14 protein-coding genes and 1 pseudogene are annotated in these 19649 nt (G+C 71.3%); 8 read left to right on the top strand and 7 right to left on the bottom strand.

Annotated features, from left to right (window positions below):
* Window positions 1–67: 67 nt before the first annotated feature.
* Window positions 68–1099, bottom strand: a complete 1032-nt coding sequence (locus DVA86_RS25020; RefSeq protein WP_208881634.1) for an ABC-2 transporter permease — start codon at window positions 1097–1099, stop codon at window positions 68–70.
* 199 nt (window positions 1100–1298) lie between these two features.
* Entirely contained in the window at window positions 1299–1910 is a 612-nt protein-coding gene (locus DVA86_RS25015; RefSeq protein WP_208881632.1) for a lytic polysaccharide monooxygenase auxiliary activity family 9 protein, read from the bottom strand.
* A 240-nt stretch (window positions 1911–2150) separates the two neighbouring features.
* Here DVA86_RS25015 and DVA86_RS25010 point away from each other — a divergent pair, with 240 nt between their 5' ends.
* Both DVA86_RS25010 and DVA86_RS25005 read left to right on the top strand, forming a co-directional pair.
* The gene (locus DVA86_RS25010; RefSeq protein WP_208881631.1) at window positions 2151–3257 is read left to right on the top strand and encodes a winged helix DNA-binding domain-containing protein; all 1107 of its coding nucleotides are present in this window, start codon (window positions 2151–2153) and stop codon (window positions 3255–3257) included.
* 152 nt (window positions 3258–3409) lie between these two features.
* Complete coding sequence (locus DVA86_RS25005; protein WP_208881629.1) at window positions 3410–5008, top strand: class I adenylate-forming enzyme family protein; 1599 nt, start codon at window positions 3410–3412, stop codon at window positions 5006–5008.
* On the opposite strand, the gene DVA86_RS25000 is transcribed toward DVA86_RS25005, so the two are convergent.
* Window positions 4988–5620, bottom strand: a complete 633-nt coding sequence (locus DVA86_RS25000; RefSeq protein WP_208881628.1) for a TetR/AcrR family transcriptional regulator — start codon at window positions 5618–5620, stop codon at window positions 4988–4990. The genes DVA86_RS25005 and DVA86_RS25000 overlap by 21 nt on opposite strands.
* Window positions 5621–5754: 134 nt before the next feature.
* Between DVA86_RS25000 and DVA86_RS24995 the strand changes: the two genes are divergently transcribed.
* The 5 genes from DVA86_RS24995 to DVA86_RS24975 all read left to right on the top strand — a co-directional run bounded on the left by DVA86_RS24995 (window position 5755) and on the right by DVA86_RS24975 (window position 11495).
* Window positions 5755–6750, top strand: a complete 996-nt coding sequence (locus DVA86_RS24995) for an ABC transporter permease (RefSeq protein WP_245997100.1) — start codon at window positions 5755–5757, stop codon at window positions 6748–6750.
* Between the two features lie 350 nt (window positions 6751–7100).
* The gene (locus DVA86_RS24990; protein WP_208881625.1) at window positions 7101–7715 is read left to right on the top strand and encodes a response regulator transcription factor; all 615 of its coding nucleotides are present in this window, start codon (window positions 7101–7103) and stop codon (window positions 7713–7715) included.
* Window positions 7716–8006: 291 nt separating this feature from the next.
* Window positions 8007–8897: an AfsR/SARP family transcriptional regulator gene (locus DVA86_RS24985; protein ID WP_208881624.1), complete on the top strand. Its 891-nt coding sequence runs from the start codon at window positions 8007–8009 to the stop codon at window positions 8895–8897.
* Window positions 8898–9042: 145 nt separating this feature from the next.
* Window positions 9043–10626, top strand: a complete 1584-nt coding sequence (locus DVA86_RS24980) for a hypothetical protein (protein WP_208881622.1) — start codon at window positions 9043–9045, stop codon at window positions 10624–10626.
* The gene (locus tag DVA86_RS24975) at window positions 10623–11495 is read left to right on the top strand and encodes a 4'-phosphopantetheinyl transferase family protein (RefSeq protein WP_208881621.1); all 873 of its coding nucleotides are present in this window, start codon (window positions 10623–10625) and stop codon (window positions 11493–11495) included. Before DVA86_RS24980 ends, DVA86_RS24975 begins: the two co-directional genes overlap by 4 nt.
* A gap of 14 nt (window positions 11496–11509) precedes the next feature.
* Here the strand turns inward: DVA86_RS24975 and DVA86_RS24970 are convergent, their stop codons facing one another.
* The 3 genes from DVA86_RS24970 to DVA86_RS24960 all read right to left on the bottom strand — a co-directional run bounded on the left by DVA86_RS24970 (window position 11510) and on the right by DVA86_RS24960 (window position 14064).
* Window positions 11510–12853 (bottom strand): NAD(P)/FAD-dependent oxidoreductase, encoded by a 1344-nt coding sequence (locus DVA86_RS24970; RefSeq protein WP_208881620.1) that lies wholly within the window; start codon window positions 12851–12853, stop codon window positions 11510–11512.
* Between the two features lie 73 nt (window positions 12854–12926).
* A complete protein-coding gene (locus tag DVA86_RS24965) occupies window positions 12927–13196 on the bottom strand; it encodes an acyl carrier protein (RefSeq protein WP_208885120.1) in 270 nt (89 codons plus the stop codon).
* Between the two features lie 88 nt (window positions 13197–13284).
* Window positions 13285–14064, bottom strand: coding sequence for a thioesterase II family protein (locus tag DVA86_RS24960; RefSeq protein WP_208881618.1), 780 nt, complete (start codon window positions 14062–14064; stop codon window positions 13285–13287).
* 309 nt (window positions 14065–14373) lie between these two features.
* On the opposite strand from DVA86_RS24960, the gene DVA86_RS24955 reads away from it, so the two are divergent.
* Complete coding sequence (locus DVA86_RS24955; protein WP_208881617.1) at window positions 14374–19257, top strand: type I polyketide synthase; 4884 nt, start codon at window positions 14374–14376, stop codon at window positions 19255–19257.
* On the opposite strand, the pseudogene DVA86_RS35515 reads toward DVA86_RS24955, so the two are convergent.
* Window positions 19254–19379: pseudogene (locus tag DVA86_RS35515) on the bottom strand (IS630 family transposase); the annotation flags it as partial. The gene DVA86_RS24955 and the pseudogene DVA86_RS35515 sit on opposite strands and share 4 nt — an antisense overlap.
* Between the last annotated feature and the right edge of the window lie 270 nt (window positions 19380–19649).

Genomic DNA, 19649 nt, shown 5'->3' with positions numbered 1-19649 from the left:
AACTTCGGTTCAAGTCAACAACTTCCGATCAAGTCAACCGCCGTCCCGCGCACCACGGATCGGCGCGTCAGACCGGCAGCCCGGAGTACCCGCGCAGGCCCGGCGGGTCGGCCGCGCGGCGGCGGGCCGCGAGGAGCAGCGTGACGACGGCGCCCGCGACGGCCCAGCCGGCGAGCACCCACATCGGTGCGGCCAGCGCGTGCCCGTGGAAGTAGACGGTGTTGCGTACGGCGCTGACTCCCGCACCCGGCGGCAGCCAGTCGCCGATGGCGCGCCAGAAGGCGGGGATCATGTGCTCCTGGTACGCGCCGCCCGCGCTCGGGTTGCCCAGTACCACCAGCAGCACGATGGCGAGTCCGATCCCGAACACGCCGAACAGCACCTGCAGCGCGATCGTCAGCGTGCCCGCCGCGAAGACCACGAGGGCGCCGATGCCCCAGAGTTCGGGGAGATGGCCGGGCAGCGCGCCCAGTACGGGCCCGACGATCACCGCGCCGCCCAGCCCGGACACGGCGGCGTACACGGCGGTCGCGGCGAGCCGTACGACTGCGCGGCGCAGCGTCGCAGGCCGCGCCCCTGCGGTGACGCCGAGCATGGAGGCGGCCAGATAGCCGCCCACGAGCCAGCCGACGACCAGGTAGAAGGCCGTGAGGCTGCCCTTGTCCTGCGCGCCGGCGGGCGCGATGTCCTCGGTGGTGAGCGTACGGCCCTGGTCCCGGGCGAGTTCGCGGCCGATCTCGGTGACGGCCGAGGTGACGGAGCTGCCCGCGCCCGAGGCGATCAGCAGGGTGTCCTGGCGGCCGTCGGGGTTCATCACGTACGCGCCCTGGGCATCGCGCCGCATGATGCGTGCGCGTGCCTCGCCCTCGTCCCGTACGACGGTGCTGCGTACGGGTTCGCCGGGCAGCGCGTCGAGCCGGTCGGCGACCCGGTCGGGGGCGACGACGGCGAGCGGTACGCGCTGGGGCTCGGGATGGTGGAAGGCCCCGATGTAGGAGAGCAGGAAGCCGAGTTGGACGAGGAGGACGCCCAGCATCAGCAGGAAGGCGCGGGGCGTGATCGCGTCGCGGAGCTCGGCGACAAGGGGGCTGTTGCGCATGGGACGTATCCTTACGGGCGATTTGTCCCATGCTTACCCCACGCGGGTCCCGCCCGGGCGGCGCGGCGCGCGGCCCGGGCGGGATGCCCGTGCTTACGGGTACGGCGCCCACACTCGGGCACGCAGCCGGGCCCGTACTCGGACCCGCGCCCGCGCCCGTACCCGGCTCACATCCGTACCCGAGTCACACCCGTACCCGTCAGAACTCCACGTCCGCGCAGGAGTAGAACGCGTTGGCGGTGTCCGCGATGTTCCACACCGCGACGATGAGGTGGCGGCCGGACTTGTCCGGCAGCTTGCCCTCGTGACTCTCGGTCGCCTCGGGCTGCTTGCCGTCCATCGGCACCGTCAGGAACGGCTCGGACTCCAGGTCGGCGCGGGTGAGCTTGGAGCTCGGGTCCCAGCCGTCCTTGGTGACGAAGTACTGGTAGTCGGTGGTCGAGTGGCGGGCCGTGTTGGTCCAGCTGAAGGTGTGGTTCGCACCGCCGCTCAGCTTGGTGGTGGGCCACTCGCCGCCGCGCGGGTCGTCGAGTTCGGCGAAGCCCTCGTTGCCGCCGGCGCAGATGGTGCCGTCCTCGGGGCCTGCCTCGGGGAAGCCCTTGGGGCCCTCGACGCTCTGCGGCTCGTGCTGGACGGCGCCGCAGTCGGTCACGGTGCCCTCGGCGCAGTGCACCTGGCGGCTGGTCGGGGAGGAGGCGTAGCCGTGCCCCTGGGCGGAGCCGGTGGTGACGAAGATGGTGGCGCCCGCGATGCCCATGGCGGCCACGGCCGTGATGACGGTCTTGCGCTTGACTGTGCTGCGCTTGCGCATGCTCGCTCCAGTAGACGTGGGGGGTCCGCGCGCATACGAGCCGTACCGGCCGGGGCCGGCCCGGCTCACGTGCGGTTCTGGTCCAGGACTGGTCCAGACCAGAACTACGAAGCTAACGCCGGTGATTGGGCATGTCCAGACCAATGACGGATCGGTTCCGGGCCGTGCGCTCCGATACGGCTTCCATGGTCCGATACGGCTTCCGTGGCGATTCGCCCGCCGATCGGTGAGACTCGGCGCATGCCCCCGGAGAAGATCGGCCTCCGCGCCCTCAACCGCGCCTACCTCGCCCGCCAGCTCCTCGTCGAACGCAGCCGGATGAGCGTCCTCGACGCGGTCGAGCACCTCGTCGGGCTCCAGGCGCAGGCGCCGAAGCCGCCGTACTTCGGGCTGTGGTCCCGCGTCGCCGGCTTCCGCCCCGACCAGCTCGGCGACCTCCTGCTGGACCGCAGCGCCGTACGGATCGCGCTGATGCGCGGCACGGTGCACCTGGTGAGCGCGCGCGACTGCCGCTGGCTGCGCCCCCTGACGCAGGTCATCTACGAGCGCACGCTGCCCACCGCGTACGGCAGGCAGCTGGCCGGCGCGGACCCCGCCGAGATCGCCGCCGCCGGCGCCGCGCTCCTCGCCGAACGCCCGCGCACCGCGCAGGAGCTGGGCTCGGAGCTGCAGCGGCGCTGGCCGGAGCAGGAGCGCCGGGTGCTGTCGCAGGTCGTACGCTTCCTGCTGCCCGTCGTACAGCTGCCGCCGCGCGGGCTGTGGGGCCACCCGGGGCAGCCGACGTACGACACGGCGGAGCGCTGGACCGGCGAGCCGCTCGCCGCCGACGCCTCGCCGGAGCGGCTGGTGCGGCGGTATCTGGCCGCGTTCGGGCCCGCGTCCGTACGCGATGTGCAGGTGTGGTCCGGGCTGACCCGGCTGAACGAGGTGCTGGAACGGCTGCGGCCCGAGCTGCGTACGTTCGCCGCGGAGGACGGGCGCGAGCTGTTCGACCTGCCGGACGCGCCGCGTCCGGACCCCGGACTGCCGGTGCCGGTGCGGTACATCGCGGAGTACGACAACCTCATCCTGTCGCACGCCGACCGCACCCGTGTGATCAGCGAGCCGTACCGGAGGCGGATCGCCACCCGCAACGGCCAGGTGCCCGGCACGTTCCTGGTGGACGGCACCGTACGCGGGAGCTGGCGCACGGAGGTGAAGCGGAAGCGGGCGACGCTGACGGTCACGCCGTTCGAGCGGCTGCCGCGGAGCGCGGAGCGGGAACTGGAGGCGGCGGGCGGCGAGTTGCTGGCGTTCGCCGCGGAGGAGGCGGCGGAGCACGAGGTGCGGTTCGACGCGGCGGGGTGAACGCGCGGAACGGACCGCGCCGGACGGCCGTCACGCGTTCCGGCGGGCGGCCCTTGCGCGGTGACGGACCCTCGCGGGATTCGATCGGCATTCCAGGCGGGTCGGCGACCATGCCGAGCGGAAGCGGATCCCGACGGAGGAGTGGTATGGCGATGTCATCACGTGTGCGCACATCCCCCGGCGCGGGCGCCATCACGGGGCCGCCGGCAGCGGTGCTCTCCGGGCTGCCGGAAGTCTCCCGTCTGGACGAGCTGCTGTCGGAGGCGGCTCAGAGGTCACCGGACGAGACGGCGCTGCGTACGTCCCGCGGGATGCTGACGTACGGCGAACTGACCGGCAGGGTGAGCGCGTTCGCCGGTGCGCTCCGCGCGCTGGCCGGCGGGCCCGGCGCGGTCGTCGCGGTGACCGCTGAGCTCGGCTCCGCCTTTCCCGTGGCCTACTTCGGGGTGTCCCGCGCGTCGGGCGTCAGCGTCGTCCTGGATCCGCTGCTGCCGGACGGCCGGCTGGTCCACGCGTTGCGCGTATCCCGGGCAACGGTGGCCGTGGTCACGCCCGATATGCACTGCCGCCTGCTGGCGGCGCGCGACCGCCTTCCCGACCTCGCCGAGCTGGTCGTCACCCGTCGGGATGCCGCGTACAGCCCGCCGGACGCGCCCACCGTCGGCGAACTGGTCCGGCAGGGACCCCCGCACACCGCCGGGAGCGGGGACGAACGGAGCGCGGACGAGCCCGCCTCCCTCCAGTTCACCGGCGGAACGACCGGCGGACCGAAGGCCGCGCGGCTGACGCACCGGAACCTGACCGTCAACGCGGCGCAGACGGCGTACGGCACCCGGCTGACCGGCTCGTCCGTGCTGTTCCACCATCTGCCGGCGCTCCAGCCCGGCCTTCTGGCCGCGAGCGTGGCGGCGGGAGCGGCCCTCGTGCTGCACGAGGGCGAGGACCCCGCGGAAGCCGTACGCGCTGCCCGCCGGTGCGGCGCCACACACTTCCACAGCCTTCCCGCACGGCTGGCCCGGCTGGCGGCCGACGCCCGGCTGCCACGGCTGCGCGCCCCGGATCTCCGGGCGATCGTGTCCGGAGGCTCGGCGCTCTCCGAGCGGACGGCGGCGACGCTCGCGGGGCGCTTCCGCGTCCCCGTCGTCCAGGGATACGGGCTCGCCGAGACCGCCCAGGCCACGCACCTGGACGACCTCGCCCACCCCAGGCCGGGCTCCGCCGGGGTGCCGCTGCCCGGAACGCAGTGCCGTATCGCCGACCTGGTCACCGGCGCGGCGCAGCTCCCCGGGGCACGGGGCGAGATCCAGGTGCGGGGGCCCCAGCTCATGCGCGGATATCTGGACCGGAAGGACTCCGGCATCGGCCCCGACGGCTGGTTCGCGACGGGAGACCTCGGCTACGTCGACGCCGAGGGCCGCCTGTTCGTTGTCGGACGCATCGGGGACGCCTTCATCTGCGACGACCGTATGGTCATGCCGACCGAGATCGAGCGCGTTCTCAGCGGCCACCCGGCGGTCGACGACTGCGTGGTGCTGGACCGCCCGGAGCCGTCGCGCGGTGCGGTCCCCTGTGCGCTGGTGGTGGCATCCGACGCCGTGGAGCCGGGTGATCTGGTGGCCCACGCGAACGCCCAGCTGCCGTACTACGGACGGCTGCACGATGTGAAGCTGGTGCCCGGCATCCCCCGCTCCCCCACCGGCGGGGCGCCGCGCCGTGAGCTGCGGAGGTGGTTACTCGCACTGCCCCGGTGACGTCAGTACGGACATGTCGACCAGCCCGCGCAGTCCGTGCACGAACGCGTCGGCGTCCCAGTCGCCGAAGAGCGCGGCCTGTACGAGATACCCCTGCAGCACACCGCCGAACGTACGGGCCAGGTCCTCCGCGTTCACGAGCGGGTCGACCCAGCCGAGCTCCTGGTACTGCCGTACGAGCACCACCCACTGCTCGATCACCGAGCTGAAGCCGGCTGCCATCATCCTGGCGAACTCCTCGTTCCGCAGTGACTCTCCGAACACCTGGATGAGCAGCTGCGGCAGGTCCCGGTCGGCCTCGGGGGCCGGTGCGTTCCCCCTCATCCGCGCGAGCACCGAGGCGACGACCGTGTCGGGCCTCGGCGGCGGATCGGAGGTGACGACGGCGGTGTACGCCTCGTGGACGCTCTCGAGTGCCTCCGCCACGATCACGGCGACGATGTCGTCCTTGCCGCGGAAGTAGCGGTAGACGGAGCCTGCCGACAGCCCTGCCTCACGCAGGATGTCCTGCATCGATGTGGCGTGGAAGCCGTTGCGGGTGAAGCAGGCTCTGGCGCCTCGGAGGATCTGGCGGCGACGGGCGTCGGCGGCGCTCCGGGGGGACACGGCCATGCTTTACCCTAAAACGAACGTTCATTCTTGACAAGCAACGGGCCTCTTGGTGCACTGGCGTACAGAGAGAGAACAAATGCTCCTTCTTTTTGAGAGGACACATGTCCGCCCCTCCTGCACCCCACGGTTCCCCCATGTCACCGGGGCGCGCGCTCGTCGCGGTCCTCGTCCTCGTGCCGCTGATCGTCTCCTTCGCGCTCTGGGCGTTCGTCTGGCCGGCGGCCCGCACCGCTCCGCGCGAGGTGCCGATCGGGCTCGCCGGCCCGGCCGCGGCCACCGCCCCGGTCCAGGACAAGCTGACCCGCGCCGGCGACTCCTTCGACGTCCACCGCTATTCCGACGAGGCCCAAGCCCGCGACGCGATCGAGCAGCGTGACGTGTACGGAGCCATCGTCGTCACCCCTGACGGCCCCAAGGCGCTCACCGCGAGCGCCGCCAGCCCACTGGTCGCCCAGCTGCTGCAGACGACCGTGACGCAGATGGCGGGTGGCTCCGCACAGAGCGACGCGCCACCGGTCAGCGACGTCGTCGCCACACCTCAAGGCGACCCGCGTGGCACGGCGTTCAGCACGAGTGCTCTGCCACTGGCCATCGGAGGCGTGGCGGCCGGAACGCTGATCTTCATGCTGGGCCTGCGCGGCACGCGCGCGCTGGTCGCACTGGTCAGCGCGGCCGCCCTGATCGGCCTCGTCGCCACCACACTGACCCACAGCTGGCTGGAAGTGCTGGGCGGCAACTGGTGGGCCGAGGCCGGTGCGTTGTCGCTGTCGGCGCTGGCGCTCAGTTCCATCGTGGCCGGGATGGCCATGTTCATGGGGACAGCCGGTATCGGAATCGGAGCGCTGCTCGCCGTGATGCTGGGCAACCCGTTCTCCGGCGTCACCTCCGCACCCCAGATGCTGCCCGAACCCTTCGGGGCGATCGGTCAGTGGCTGCCGCCGGGCGCCGGCGGGAGTCTGCTGCGGTCGGTCTCTTTCTTCGACGGAAATGCCATGACGCAACCCGCGCTCATCCTCTCCGGTTGGGCGTTGGCCGGCCTGACGCTCGTGGCGGTCAACGGCTGGCGCAACCGGACCGGGGCTCACAGCAGTTCGACCTCTCCCGAATATGTTCCCGCGTCCGCGGCCTGAACGGGCACAATGACGCATTATGACGTTGATCATCCGGCTGGACTGGTCAACACCGGGCGGAGGGAGTAGGACCACACACCTCGAACGCGGGCGTACGGTGCGCCGTCGCCCGACTCCGCCGACCGAGCATCCCGAAGAAGTGCGGGTGCGCTGCCCGGTACATCCGATCTCCCCCGGTGACGTTGTCGGCAGTCCCCCCGCAGACTGATCCCAATTCATGTTCCATTGATGCCCGCTTGCGGCCTTCGATCAGTTCGGAAACACTCGTGTCAGCGCGTACGGAGCTGCACGGCGGGGATGACCGTGACCTGTCCCCGCCGTACGCCAGAACACGGGGACATGGGGGAGCTATGCCCGAACTGAGGGTGCTGTTGGCCGAGGACGCTCATATGGTCAGGGGCGCGCTTGTCGCCCTTCTGAAGCTGGAACCCGACCTGAGAGTCGTCGCTTCCGTCGACCGGGGGGACGCCATCGTCCCCACCGCCGTGGCGACGCAACCTGATGTCGCGGTGATCGACGTGGTGATGCCGGGCCTGGACGGACTGACCGCCGCGGAAGAGTTACGGCAACACCTGCCCAACTGCGGGACCTTGATCCTCACAGCCGTCGAACGGCCCGGCACTCTGCGGCGGGCTCTCGACATGAAGGTCGGCGGGCTGCTGTTCAAGAATGCGCCGCCCGAGCAGTTGAGCAAGGCCATTCGCTCCGTGGCGACCGGGCAGCGGTTCATCGACCCGCAGGTCGTGCTCTCCGCATGGGACTATCTGGAGAATCCGCTTTCACCACGCGAGCTGGATGTTCTCCAAATGGTTGCGGAAGGTGCCGATCCAGTGGAGATCGCGAAATCCCTGCATCTGTCGAAAGGCACGGTGCGGAATTACCTGACCACCATTGTCACCAAGCTCAATGCGCGGAGCCGGGTCGACGCGGTGCTCATCGCAAGGGAGGCCGGATGGCTTGCCTGAGTGCCCGTGACTCGGTTCGTCCGCGCTCTTTCGACATGCCGTAAATAGCGCGGAAGGAACGCACAGATTAACCGGACATGACACCTGGAGAGAAGGCACGACGAGCGTTCTACGGAACGGGTACAGGCTGTCAAGAATGCCCGTATATGAATCTTTCATGTATCAGGTCATGACCTGAACACTAGGCGTCAGTCAACGCGTATGACATTCTCGTCCTCAGTTCCATTTGCCATACCAGTCGCTTTCGAGGGGGACCCCCGGGAGGCGCTTCTCAGACGAGAGAGAGGCACAGTGGAGATCAATGTCCTGGGGCCGCTACGCGCCCTTGAACATGGAGTATCGATAGTGCCGAGTGCGGCGAAGCCTCGGCAGCTGCTGGCCTTGCTCGCGCTGCGGGCCGACAGAGTCGTGACCGTGTCGACACTCATGGAAGAAATCTGGGGCGAGTCGATTCCCCGTAGCGCTTCCACCACGTTGCAGACGTACATTCTGCAACTCCGGCGGAAGATCAGCACCGCCCTGGGAGCGCAGTCCGGGCTCCAGGCGAAGGACGTGCTGGCGACCCAGCACGGCGGCTATCTGCTGCACACACAGCAGGGTCTGATCGACTGTCAGGAGTTCGACCGGCTCGCCGAGGCCGGCCGGCGCGCGATGGAGGCGGACGACGCGCACCGCGCCTGCGACCTGTTCCAGCAGGCGCTCGCGCTCTGGCAGGGGCCCGCGCTGGTCGACGTACGGGTGGGCCGGTCGCTCGAGCTCGAGGTCCTGCGCATCGAGGAGACGCGGATGGCCACCCTGGAACGCTGGGTCGAGTCCGGTCTGCGGCTGGGCAGGCACGGCGAACTCATCCCGGAACTCCAGGTCCTGGCGGCCGAACACCCGCTGCACGAGAACTTCTCGGCACAGCTCATGGTCGCGCTGTACCGGTCGGGGAACAGGTGCCGCGCGCTGGAGGCGTACCAGCGGCTGCGCGGCTCGCTGACCGAGGAGCTGGGCCTGGAACCATCGCTCAAGCTGCAGCGGCTCCAGCAGGCCATCCTGACGGGCGCGCCGCTGGAGGAGCAGTCGCCGTTGCTGCTGGAGGCGTACGACGCCGGGACCCTGCCCGCACCGGGCCCCTGCGCGGTGGCACCAGCGCGGCCCACGGGCGTCCCGGCGGGCGGACGGCGGTCGCACGCCTGACCGCCGGCCGGTGCTCGGGCGATTCCGCCGCAGACCGTGACCGGTCTCCACCGGGCCACGGAACCGCATACCTCACCCGGATCCCTGCCCCCCGTCAGGGATCCGGGTGAACCCACGTCCGCGACATGCCCAGGGAGCGCCGGCAATGCGGCAACCACGTGCGGCACGACCGCCGGAGTCGGCCGGCCCGGCGGACTTCGTACCCGTGCGGTGGGGCGGCCGGCTGGAGCGCCTGGACGTGCTGGGCCAGCTGATCCGCCCCCTTTTCCGGTCGGACGTACGGCTGGGGCTCGGGAACGGCCTGGACGGCTTCGCCGCTTCCGTTCCGGTGTGGTCGGCCGGCAGCACGGAGCAACGCCGGTACGTCAGCGGCCTGTTGATGTCCGGAGAGCCCGTGGCCCTTCTCGGAGCCGGCCGCACGGAACAGGTGTGGGCGCGGGAAGAACCGTACGGCTGGCGGCTGACGGGAGTCGCCGAGGCGGCTCGCGGGCTGGAGCCCGCCCGTGCCTTGCTGGTCACCGCTCGCACCCCTGCCGGGCCGCGGGGCGGCAGACGTACGGCGCTGCTGGTGGACACCGCCACACACGTCCCGGGCCGCGATGCCGGCCGGCCGGTCCCGCGCGATGCGGTCGTCGGGGAGCTGGGGGGCGCCGCGGAACTGTGGCTGCGCAGCGCACCGCCGACCCACGCCCTGGTGGCGCCCGCGGCGGTGGCCGCCGGGGACACCGTGCTGCGCACGGCGCTCCGGTGCGTGCGGGACGCTGCCGGCACGGGGCGGCAGCCGGACGCGTACGGCCTCGACGCGGTCGCGGGTGCGTTCCTCGATCTGCTGACCGCCGACTGCCTCGGGCTTGTGGCGGCGCGCGCCGTCCAGCTGCTGCCGGACAACGCGGTCGTGTACGCGGCCGCGGCAGCGGCCTGGGCCCCCGCGGCGCTGACCGAGTCCGGCTACGACCTGGCGCCCCTTCTGGGCGCCGGGCTGTTCGCCCGTACGGGGCCCTGCGGCTCCTTCAACCGGCAGTTGCGCGGACTGGCGCTGCCCGCCCGCCGGTACGCGCCCGTCGCGTCGTGCCGGGCGGTGCTCGCGGCTCAGGTGTCGGCGTTCGCACAAGGGCCGTGGTTCGCAGACGAGAACGGAGCACCACCCGGGCTGTACCGTCCCGGCGACGGGCTGCCGCCGTTGGACATCCGTCCGTATCCGCTGGCCGCGCCGTCGGATCCGCTGGCGGGCTCACTGATCACGCTGGCCGCGCGGGCGGGAGGGGAGGGTGACGTCGCCGCCCACCCCGGCTGCGCCGGGGCGCTGAGCGCGGTGCTGCGCGTGCTCGTGGCCGAACTGCGCGAGGTGCACCGGTCCTTGGCCGCGTACAGGCCGGCGGTCACCATGGCCGCGGGCCCGCGGACGTACGGGCTGACCAGCCGCTACGTGCTGCTCCTGGCCGCCGCCGCCTGCCTCGGCGTGTGGTGGCACCGCTGGCGCGGCCCGCACGGCGGTTTCCTCGCCGACTCGTGCTGGGTGACCGCGGCGCTGCTGCGCATCGCCGCCCGGCTGGGCTCCGTCGGCACCGGCCCGGCGCCGTGCTGCGAACACGTGGTGCGGCGGGAGGCGTATCTGCGGTTCGTGGAGGGACGGAGCTACGACCTGTACGCGGCGCCGATCGACGGCCCGGACGTCCGCCGTTCCGGCCGTGAACGCCCGCCGGATGACCGCGGGAAGGCGGCCCTGTGAGCGTACGGGCCGACCGCCGGCCGCTGCTGCACGCGCCGGGAAGCCGTACGGACTGGCGGCCCGTACTGGACCGAGTGGAGCGGCACGGCTTCGCCGTCGTACACGGTCTCCTGGAGCGCTGGCTGCCGGACGGCCCCGGAGCGGGAGGCGAGTCCGCGGTCCGCGCTCTCCTCGGCCGGGACTGGGAGCGCTACCGGTCGATCGGGCACCCGGCGGCCCGCCGACGGTTTCTCGCCTCCCGCGCGTTCCTCAAGCACGCGTGCGCCCACGTCCTGGGGGTGCGGCCGGAATCGCTGGACCTGGCCCGCCTGCCGGGCGGTGCCCCCTGCCTGCGGGGCTGCGAAGGACTGCGCGTCAGTCTGAGCCACACGGGAGGGGTGGCGCTGGTGGGCCTCAGCACCCGCGGCCGTATCGGAGTGGACGTCGAGCCCGCCCGCAGGCGGATCGCCGGCACCGGGCTGGAGGCCGAGATGTGCGCCGCCGGGGAGAGAGAGGCCCTCGCGGCGCTGCCCCCGGCCGCCCGGAACGCCGAACTCGTACGGCTCTGGACGCTCAAGGAGGCGTTCACCAAGGCCATCGGGCAGGGGCTGCGGTTCCCGTTCACCGAGTTGGCCTTCTCGCCGCCGGCCGCGGGCGGTGCCCGGGAACGACTGCGGGTGCTGGCACCGGACGGTTCGCCGGGCACGGGCCCCGAGTGGGACTTCGTGAGCACCTGCCTCCCGGACGGGCGCCATGTGGCCGGGGTCGCCTGCGAGGAGGGCGCCCCCGGCACAGCCGGCACGGGACTCTTCCCGGACTCCTGGGACGAAGAGGTGCTGCACGTGCTGCGCACGCGCGGACACGGCCGTACGGCGGAAGGCGCGCCGTAACGCCGCACGGAACGTCAGAAGTTCGGCTTCGCGGAAGGCGCCTCGAGGTCGCCCAGGTAAGGGTGCCAGAGGTGGCCGGGGTCGGCCTCGACGGCCTCGACGATCTCCCGCATGGCGGACAGGGCCTTGGGCTCCTCGTCGTCGTAGACATCGCCCTGGAGCATCTTGAGGACGTCGAGACGGTACCGGTCGTCCTGCACGAAGGCCGTGAACAGGATGTTGAGGCGGTAGTAGATCGTGATGAACTCGTACCAGTTCCGCACGCCGCGGCGCAGCTTCTCCTCGTACCGGGCGAAGCGCGGCTTGGAGAAGTCGCCGGCCTGCACGGCAGCGATGATGTCCTGGCTGGCGATGCGGGCGCTGTTGAGGGCCACACTCACCCCGCTGGAGAAGATGGGGTCGACGAACCGGGCGGCGTCACCGATGAGGACGAAGTTGTCGCCCGCGATCTGCCGCATCCCGTAGCTGTAGTCGCCCTCGGTCTTCAACGGCTTGACCTGTTCGGCGTTCTTGAGCACGTCGAGGAGTTCCGGCCGGCTGGCGACGGTCTCCCAGAAGAACTTCTTCCTGTCGCCCTCGTACTCCCTGAACCGGGCCTTCTGGCTGACGACTCCGATGGACGTGACCGTTTCGGTGATCGGTATCTGCCACACCCACGTGTCGCTGACGGGCAGGAAGTGGATGAAGATGTAGTCCGCCTGGTCCTTGTTCACGGCGAGTGCCTTGCGGTCGAGACCGTCGAACCAGGTGTGCACGGCGTACTGGTTGAACACCGGGTCGGCCACCTTGAACTTCTCCTGGCTGCCCAGCATGGTGCGGCGTCCGCTGGCGTCGACCACCATCCGCACGGGGACGTGCACCTTCTGCCCGGCCATCTTGGCCTCGATGACGGGCAGTTCGCCGTCGAAGTCGACCTTGCCGACCCGGACGCCCTGATACACCTTCGCGCCGAGTTCCTCGGCGTGCTTGAGCAGGATCAGGTCGAACTTGCTGCGGTCCACGTGGAAGGTGTGGTCGCGGTCGACGCCTTCCTGGTCCCGTTCGCTGAACAGGATCTCCGCGGCACGGAAATCATGCGTCAGTCCGCGGAAACCGTTGTGGTCGATGTCCCGGTCCTCGGCCGAGGTCCATGCCGCGCCGAACTTCTTGGGGAAGCCGGCCTTCTCCATCTTCTCCATCGCGCCGATCTCCACGAGAACGGGAGTGGTGGCCGGCACGAGGGACTCACCGACGTGGTCCCGCGGGAAGTTCTCGCTCTCGAAGACGGCGACCGATATCCCTGCCTTGGCCAGGTACGAGGCCATTGTCGAACCGGCCGGACCGCCGCCGATGATACCGATGTCGAACTGCGCGTCCACTGCGTACTCCTCTTGTCGTGGTATGGACTGTGGTGAGCTGCCGAAGCCGGTCTCCGCCTCCCTTTCCGGCCCCTCACGCCGACTGCGGGGCGAGTCCGTACACGAGGTCGGTGACGGCGTCCAGGCTGGCGAAGTGCCGTCCCGTGATGTGCGTCGGCGGCACGACCACATCGAGTTCCGTCCGGATGAACGCGAGCAGCAGCGAGGTGTTCATGGAGGTGAGCACGCCCCATTCGAGAAGCGGCGTGTCCGGCGCCAGCTCGGTCACATCGCTGTCGTCGAGGAAGTTCTCCTGTACGTACTGCCTGATGGCGTCGTAGATGGTGTCGCGGTCCGGATGCACGGGTTCCTCCTGGTAAGCAGAGAGCGTCGGTGCGTGCTCGACCACACAGAGATTGGGCGACGCCGCTGGAGTGCGGCTTGTATTCCGCTCAGGTACGGAGCGGAGGCGAGGGTTCTACGGCCTGCGCCCCGCTCGTCAGCCTGGCCAGGCGGGCCGAGAGCACGGGCGGGAACGCGGGCTCGTTCAGGAAGAAGTGACCGCCGGGCAGCAGCGTGAGGTCGAACTCCGCGGTGGTCTCCCGCGCCCAGCCGAGCACGCCCTGAGCGTCCGTCAGCCGGTCGCGGCGCCCGGCGAACGCGGTCACGGGGACGTCGAGCGCCGGCCCCGACGGGCGCGCGTAAGTCTCCACGAGCCGCAGGTCGTTGCGGATGGCCGGAAGGAAGAGGCGCAGCAGGTCCGGCTCGGCGAGGAGTGATTCGGGCAGGCCGCCGTAACGGCTCAGCGCGGTCACGAACTTGTCGTCCGGAAGGCTGTGGATGGGCCGGTGCGACAGCGGTTCGGCCGGCCCATTCCGGCCGCCGACCAGGAGGGCGACCGGCGGCACTTCCAACTGGTGGAGCCTGCGGGCCAGTTCGACGCCGAGGATCGCGCCGAAGCTGTGCCCGAAGACGGCGAACCGCTCACCGTCGGCGGCGGGCCTGATGGTCCGCACCAGTTCCGCGACGAGCAGCTGGAGATCCTCGACGAGCGGCTCCCGTATGCGGGTACCGTGCCCGGGCAGTTCCAGGGGGCGGACACGTACGGAGGCGGGAAGGAAGTCGGACCACCGTCTGTACACGGCCGCGCTGCCGCCCGCATGCGCCAGGCAATAAAGCGTGAGGGAGTCGTCAGTGTGCCGGTTACGGGAATAGGACTGCACGGTCGTCATCTGGCTCCCCCTTGATGGCATCCCTGGAAAGGCGACGCTGATTCGCCAACGCACACAAGACCCAAATCGGTGCAATGGGTCGGGCGCTTACGGAGGCTACATGACGGCGCCGACTTGTCGAGGGGATGCCCGGTGTGCAATACCGCGCCCATTCACGTTCAAGTGGTTCTCGAGTTCCGGTTGCGACAATGCCGCAACGGATTGGGTTCAGGCGGCGAATGTCCACACGGCACGGGTTCTCGACCGGGCCGGGCGGCGGCGCGGCCTGACGGCATGGACTCTGCCGAAGCCAGCGGAGGAGACCGACACGTGACCGCACGCGAGTCCATTGCCATTGTCGGGGTCGGCTGCCGGTTTCCGGATGACGCGGACGGCCCGGACGCGTACTGGCGTTTGCTGCGCAGCGGCGGTGACGCCGTTACGGAATTTCCCGCCGACCGCGCGGACGACATCGGCATCGTCCGCCCCGACCCGGGCGCGCTCGGGGATTTCCCGCTCCGCGGTGGATTTCTGCGCCGCGTCGACCGTTTCGAGCCCGCGGTGTTCGGTATTCCCGCGCACGAGGCACCGGGCATGGACCCGCAGCAGCGGCTGGCGCTGGAAGTGGCCTGGGAAGCCCTGGAACACGCCGGGTACGCGCCGGACTCGCTCGACGGCACCGCCACCGGCGTGTACCTCGGGGTCAGCAGCTCGGACTACGCGCGATTACGACAGCTGTACGGCAATCCGCGTGACGTCGACGCACACCAACTCCTCGGTGAGCGCAGCTATGTCGCCGGCCGGATCTCCCGGGCCCTCGGACTGCGCGGGCCGAGCAAGGTGACCGACACCGGCGGATCGTCCTCCCTCGTGTCCGTGCACGAGGCATGCCAGGAACTGCGGGACGGCGGGTGCGACCTCGCGCTGGCGGGCGGCGTGCACCTGCTGCTCTCCCCCTTCGGCTTCGCCCTGCTGGAGCGCGCCGGCGGCCTTTCCGCGCAGGGCCGCTGCCGGACGTTCGACGCCGCCGCGGACGGCTGCGTACGGGGTGAGGGCGCCGCCGTGGTGGTGCTCAAGCGATTCGCCGAGGCGGTGCGCGACGGCGACACCGTGCTGGCGGTGATCGAGGGCTCGGCCGTCTGCCACGCCGGGCTGGACGACGGCCCGGAGGGGCCGGGGGTGGCGACGCGCCGGCATGTGGTGGAACGGGCGCTGGCTCGTGCGGGGGTGAGCGGCGCCGAGGTCGACTACGTGGAGGCGCACGGGACCGGTGTGCCCGAGAGCGACGCGGCCGAACTGCGCGCCCTCCAGGCCGCGATCGGCTGCCTGCGCCCCCCGGACTCGCCGCTGCTGGTCGGCTCGGTCACCGCGAACATCGGCCACCTGGAAGCCGCCGCGGGAATCGCGGGCCTGGTCAAGCTGGTGCTGTCGCTGCGGTACGGCGAGATCCCCGCGCAGGTGCACTTCCTGAATCCCACTCCGCGGGTCGACTGGTCACGGCTGCGGATCGACATCGCCCGGCAGACCCGCGCCTGGCCTTCCGCCGCCGGACGCCGCCCCATCGGAGGAGTGAGCGGTTTCGGCGCCAGTGGTACGAGCGCCCATCTCGTGGTCGCACTGCCTCCGGAGCCCGCACCGGAGCCCGCACCGGAGCCCGTACCCCGCCACGAGCGGCACACCGGGCCCGGCGTGCTGCTCGTCTCCGCGCACACGGAGTCCGCGCTCACCGAGCTCTCGCGCCGCTACACCCGCGATCTGCGGCGCTCCGTCGGACTCACCCACGCCGACGCCTGCTGGACCAGCCAGGTGGGCCGTGCCCGGCAGTCGTACGGGATCGCCGTGGCCGGCGACTCGACCGACGAACTGGCCGAGGCGCTGGAGGCGTACAACCGCGGCGAGCCCGACACACGGGTGCGCATGAGCAACCGGTCGGGCTCCGAAGGCAGCGGCGTCGCCTGGCTGTTCCCCGGACACGGCACGGAGCGGTTCGGGCTGGTGCGCGAGCTCGCCGGACTGCCCGCGTTCCGCGCTCCGTTCGAGGAGTGCCGTGCCCTCTTCGAGGAGATCCTGGACCGGCCGGTGGACCCGCTGCCGGTGCCCGGCCCGGCGCCCCGCCCGGAGCCCCGGCCCATCGCTCCGCCCGAGTTGTTCGCCGCGGAGTACGCGCTCGCCCGTATGTGGCTCGGCTGGGGCCTGCGCCCGGCGGCGCTGCTGGGCCAGGGCTGTGGCGAGATCGTCGCGGCATGCGTGGCGGAGGCCGTAAGCCTGCCGGATGCCGTACGGCTGGTGGCGCTGCACACGGAACTCACGGCCGGGACGGCGGACGAGGCGGTGCCCGACGGCACGAGCCCCGGCGGGCGTCTCGACGCCGCGGCGGACGGTATCCGTTACGCACCGCCGGTCTTCCCGCTGCTGTCGCAGGCGACCGGGAGGGCGTGGACCGCGCCGGCGGACGGGGCCGGACGCCGCGCCCTGCCGGCTCCGGAGCCCGTCCGCTTCCGGGCCGGACTGACGAACCTGTACCTCGACGGGGTGCGTACGTTTCTGGAGCTCGGCCCCGGGGAGCTGCTGAGCCTCGGCAACAAGGCGGTCGACGACCCCGACTGCGCGTGGATCCCGTCCCTTTCCCCACCGGACCGGCACGGCCGGGGCCCCGACGGGCGCGCCGGGACGCTGCTCGCGCTCGGCTCCATGGCGCTGCGGGGCGCGGAACCCGACTGGCGCGCCGTTCACGGGGACGCCCGGCCGCGCCGGGTGCCGCTGCCGACCTCCGTGTGGCGGGGCTCGTCGTACTGGTTCGAGAAACCGGCCGGTGAGCGGGCCGCCGAGACGGACGGCTCACGGCGCAGCAGCGAGCCGCTGCTCGGGCTCGGTCAGCGGCTGCGGGGCGCCATCCCCACGTACGAGATCCCGCTGGACGGCAAGTTCTGGGAACCGTTCGTACGCACCGACCAGCACGGCCGCCGGTATCTCACGCTGGGGCCGCTGGGGAAGGTCGTGCTGGCCGTCGCGGGGGACGCGCTGGGCGGGCGCTGGACCTGCATGGAGGAGCTGATCTCCCATCAGCTGATCCCGATGGACGGCTCCAAGAGGCTGCTCCAGCTGACGGTCCGCTCGGCGGGGCACGGCCACGCGACGGTGGAGTGCCACTCGGTCTCCGCGCGCGAGGAAGCCGCGGGCGCGCCCTGGCAGTTGCACGGCCAGGCCATTCTGCGGCGCCGGCTCACCACCCGGCCGCGCCGCCCCGATCTGCAGTTCCACCGGTACGGGGACAGCTTTCCGTACCAGACCGCGTCGCTGCACCCCGCGCTGATGGACCGGGTCACCAGCACGCGGCGCGGCGGCGACGGGGTGCTGGTGGCGCTCGCGCCGGACGACATGGAGAGCAGCCACGGCCTGGTCGCGGCCGTCGACGCCGCCGTCGCGGCGCTGTTCTGGGACGTCGGCGCCCCGGACCACGAACCGGGCGAGAACGGGTTCGCCCGGGTCCTGCGCGACGTGACCTGCGAGGAACCGCACCGCATCCGGTACGTGCGGGCCACGGCGCAGCCCACCGGAGACGGGCCTGAGCACACCTCCCGTACCAGCCGGGAGGTGCGGGGGGAAGCGGAGTTCTACGACTACGACGGCGCCCATGTCGGCGGCATCCGGGAGCTGTTCGTCGTCGAACCGGAGACCGTCAAGTCCGACAGGACACCCTGGCAGCACCCGGACGACCTGCTGATGCGGATCGAGTGGCAGCGGACCGGACGGCTTCCCGGCCCGCGGCGGCTGACCGGCGAGAGCGTGCTCCTGCTGCCCGACGGGGAGGGCGTCGCGGCACAGCTCGAGGCGGAACTGCGGCAGCGCGGCGCGCACTGCCTGGTCGCGGAGCCGTACGAGGCGGTGCCCGATCACGCCGTCCTGGCCCGGCTGCTGGACCGCTGGCTCGCGGACGCGGGGGCGGACGCCCGTACCCGCCGGGTCGTGGTGCTCACCGGCCTGGACGCCCCGGTGCCCGACGAACTGGACGCCGAGGACCTGCTGGAGTACCGGCAGCGGACCGAACTGACCGTGCTGGCGCTCGTCCAGGAGCTGGCGGCGGCACCGGAGCACGCGTCCACCTCGGTGTCGCTCGTGACCCGCGGGGCGATGCCCGTACTGCCCGAGCACGCCGTGACCTGCCCCGTGGCGGCCACGCTGTGGGGGCTCGGCCGGGCACTGGCCGTGGAGCGCCCGCAGCACTGGGGCGGCGCCGTCGATCTGGACCCGGTCGGCCCGTCCCGGGACGAGGACGGCACGGCGTTGCTCGCGGCCCTGCTGGACGTGGCCGCCGAGGACCAGCAGGCGCTGCGCGGCCGGGACCGCTACGTCGCCCGGCTCGTACGGCAGCGCACCAACCCGCGGCAGCTGCGCCGGCAGCCGCAGATCCGCACCACGGGGTCGTACCTCATCACGGGCGGCTTCGGCGGGATCGGGCAGGCCGTCGCGCACTGGCTGGCGCAGCAGGGGGCGGGCCGCCTGATCCTGCTCGGGCGCACTCCCCTGCCGCACCGTTCCGACTGGGACGCGCCGGGGCACTCGACGGCCGTACGCGCGCGGATCGCCGCCGTACGGGATCTGGAGGCCACCGGGGTGCCGGTGGAGGTCGCCGTGGCCGACGTGAGCGACGCGGAGCAGCTGGGGCAGGTCGTCAGCGGCTGCGCGGGCAGTGCCTATCCGCTGTGCGGCGTGGTACACGCCGCGGGCTCCCCGGCTCCCCAGCCGCTCCAGGACCTGGCCGCCGAGGACCCGCACGAGTACGACGCGGTATGGCGGCCGAAGGTGGTCGGCGGCTGGCTGCTGCACCAGCTCACCGAGGACCTCCGGCTCGACTTCTTCCTCAGCTTCTCCACCGCCTCGACCGTCTGGGGCGAGCGCCACCAGGCGGGGAACTGCGCCGCGAACGCGTTTCTGGACGGGCTGGCGGAGTACCGGCACGCGGTGGGCGAGGCCGCGCTGACCGTGAGCTGGAGCCCGTGGGAGACCGCGTCCAGCCTCTACGACGAACGCGCGCTGGCGACCCTCGCCGCCCTCGGTCTGCGGCCACTCGCTCATCCGCAGTGCCTCCAGCTGCTGGGCATGCTGCTGGCCGGGCCCGCGCCGTCCGCGATCGTGTGTGCCGCCAACTGGCAGGTGTACAAGCCGATGCTGGAGCAGCGCCGGGCCCGGCCGGTGCTGCGGGGCCTGGGCTAGTCTTCTGAGTCGGGAATTCTGTTCAGATAGCTGGCGAGGCGTTCGAGGATCTCGTCTGCGGTCTTGGTCCACACGTAGGGCTTGGGGTCGGTGTTCCATGCGGTGATCCAGGCACGGATGTCTCAAAAGAAACAGGAGGGGTAATAGAGTATGAGACAAATGACGAATAAAGTTGAAACGGATGAGCAGTAAGTGAAAAAAGACAAAAGTAAATAAATGAGTAGAAAGGGGAGGGTGGATGTGGAATGAGGTTATTATTTTTTTTTTTACAAGCGGAAGAGGGCATCCGAGATGGGCGCCCTTCTGTTGGGCTGGGATATGTTTATAAGAGACGTCCTCCCCGCCACTCTCAACGTATAGCGCACGGGGGGCCTTGCGGCAAGGCCCGGGTC

The sequence above is a fragment of the Streptomyces armeniacus genome (assembly GCF_003355155.1).
Taxonomy (GTDB): domain Bacteria; phylum Actinomycetota; class Actinomycetes; order Streptomycetales; family Streptomycetaceae; genus Streptomyces; species Streptomyces armeniacus.
This window is presented reverse-complemented; position numbering and strand designations above follow the sequence as displayed.

Bases quoted from the DNA above. Each gene is read 5' to 3' on its own strand.
- DVA86_RS24960 (WP_208881618.1), bottom strand. From the start codon at position 14,064: ATGACGACCGTGCAGTCCTATTCCCGTAACCGGCACACTGACGACTCC.
- DVA86_RS25005 (WP_208881629.1), top strand. From the start codon at position 3,410: ATGTCATCACGTGTGCGCACATCCCCCGGCGCGGGCGCCATCACGGGG.
- DVA86_RS24995 (WP_245997100.1), top strand. From the start codon at position 5,755: ATGTCACCGGGGCGCGCGCTCGTCGCGGTCCTCGTCCTCGTGCCGCTG.
- DVA86_RS25010 (WP_208881631.1), top strand. From the start codon at position 2,151: ATGCCCCCGGAGAAGATCGGCCTCCGCGCCCTCAACCGCGCCTACCTC.
- DVA86_RS25015 (WP_208881632.1), bottom strand. From the start codon at position 1,910: ATGCGCAAGCGCAGCACAGTCAAGCGCAAGACCGTCATCACGGCCGTG.
- DVA86_RS24980 (WP_208881622.1), top strand. From the start codon at position 9,043: ATGCGGCAACCACGTGCGGCACGACCGCCGGAGTCGGCCGGCCCGGCG.
- DVA86_RS24990 (WP_208881625.1), top strand. From the start codon at position 7,101: ATGCCCGAACTGAGGGTGCTGTTGGCCGAGGACGCTCATATGGTCAGG.
- DVA86_RS25020 (WP_208881634.1), bottom strand. From the start codon at position 1,099: ATGCGCAACAGCCCCCTTGTCGCCGAGCTCCGCGACGCGATCACGCCC.
- DVA86_RS25000 (WP_208881628.1), bottom strand. From the start codon at position 5,620: ATGGCCGTGTCCCCCCGGAGCGCCGCCGACGCCCGTCGCCGCCAGATC.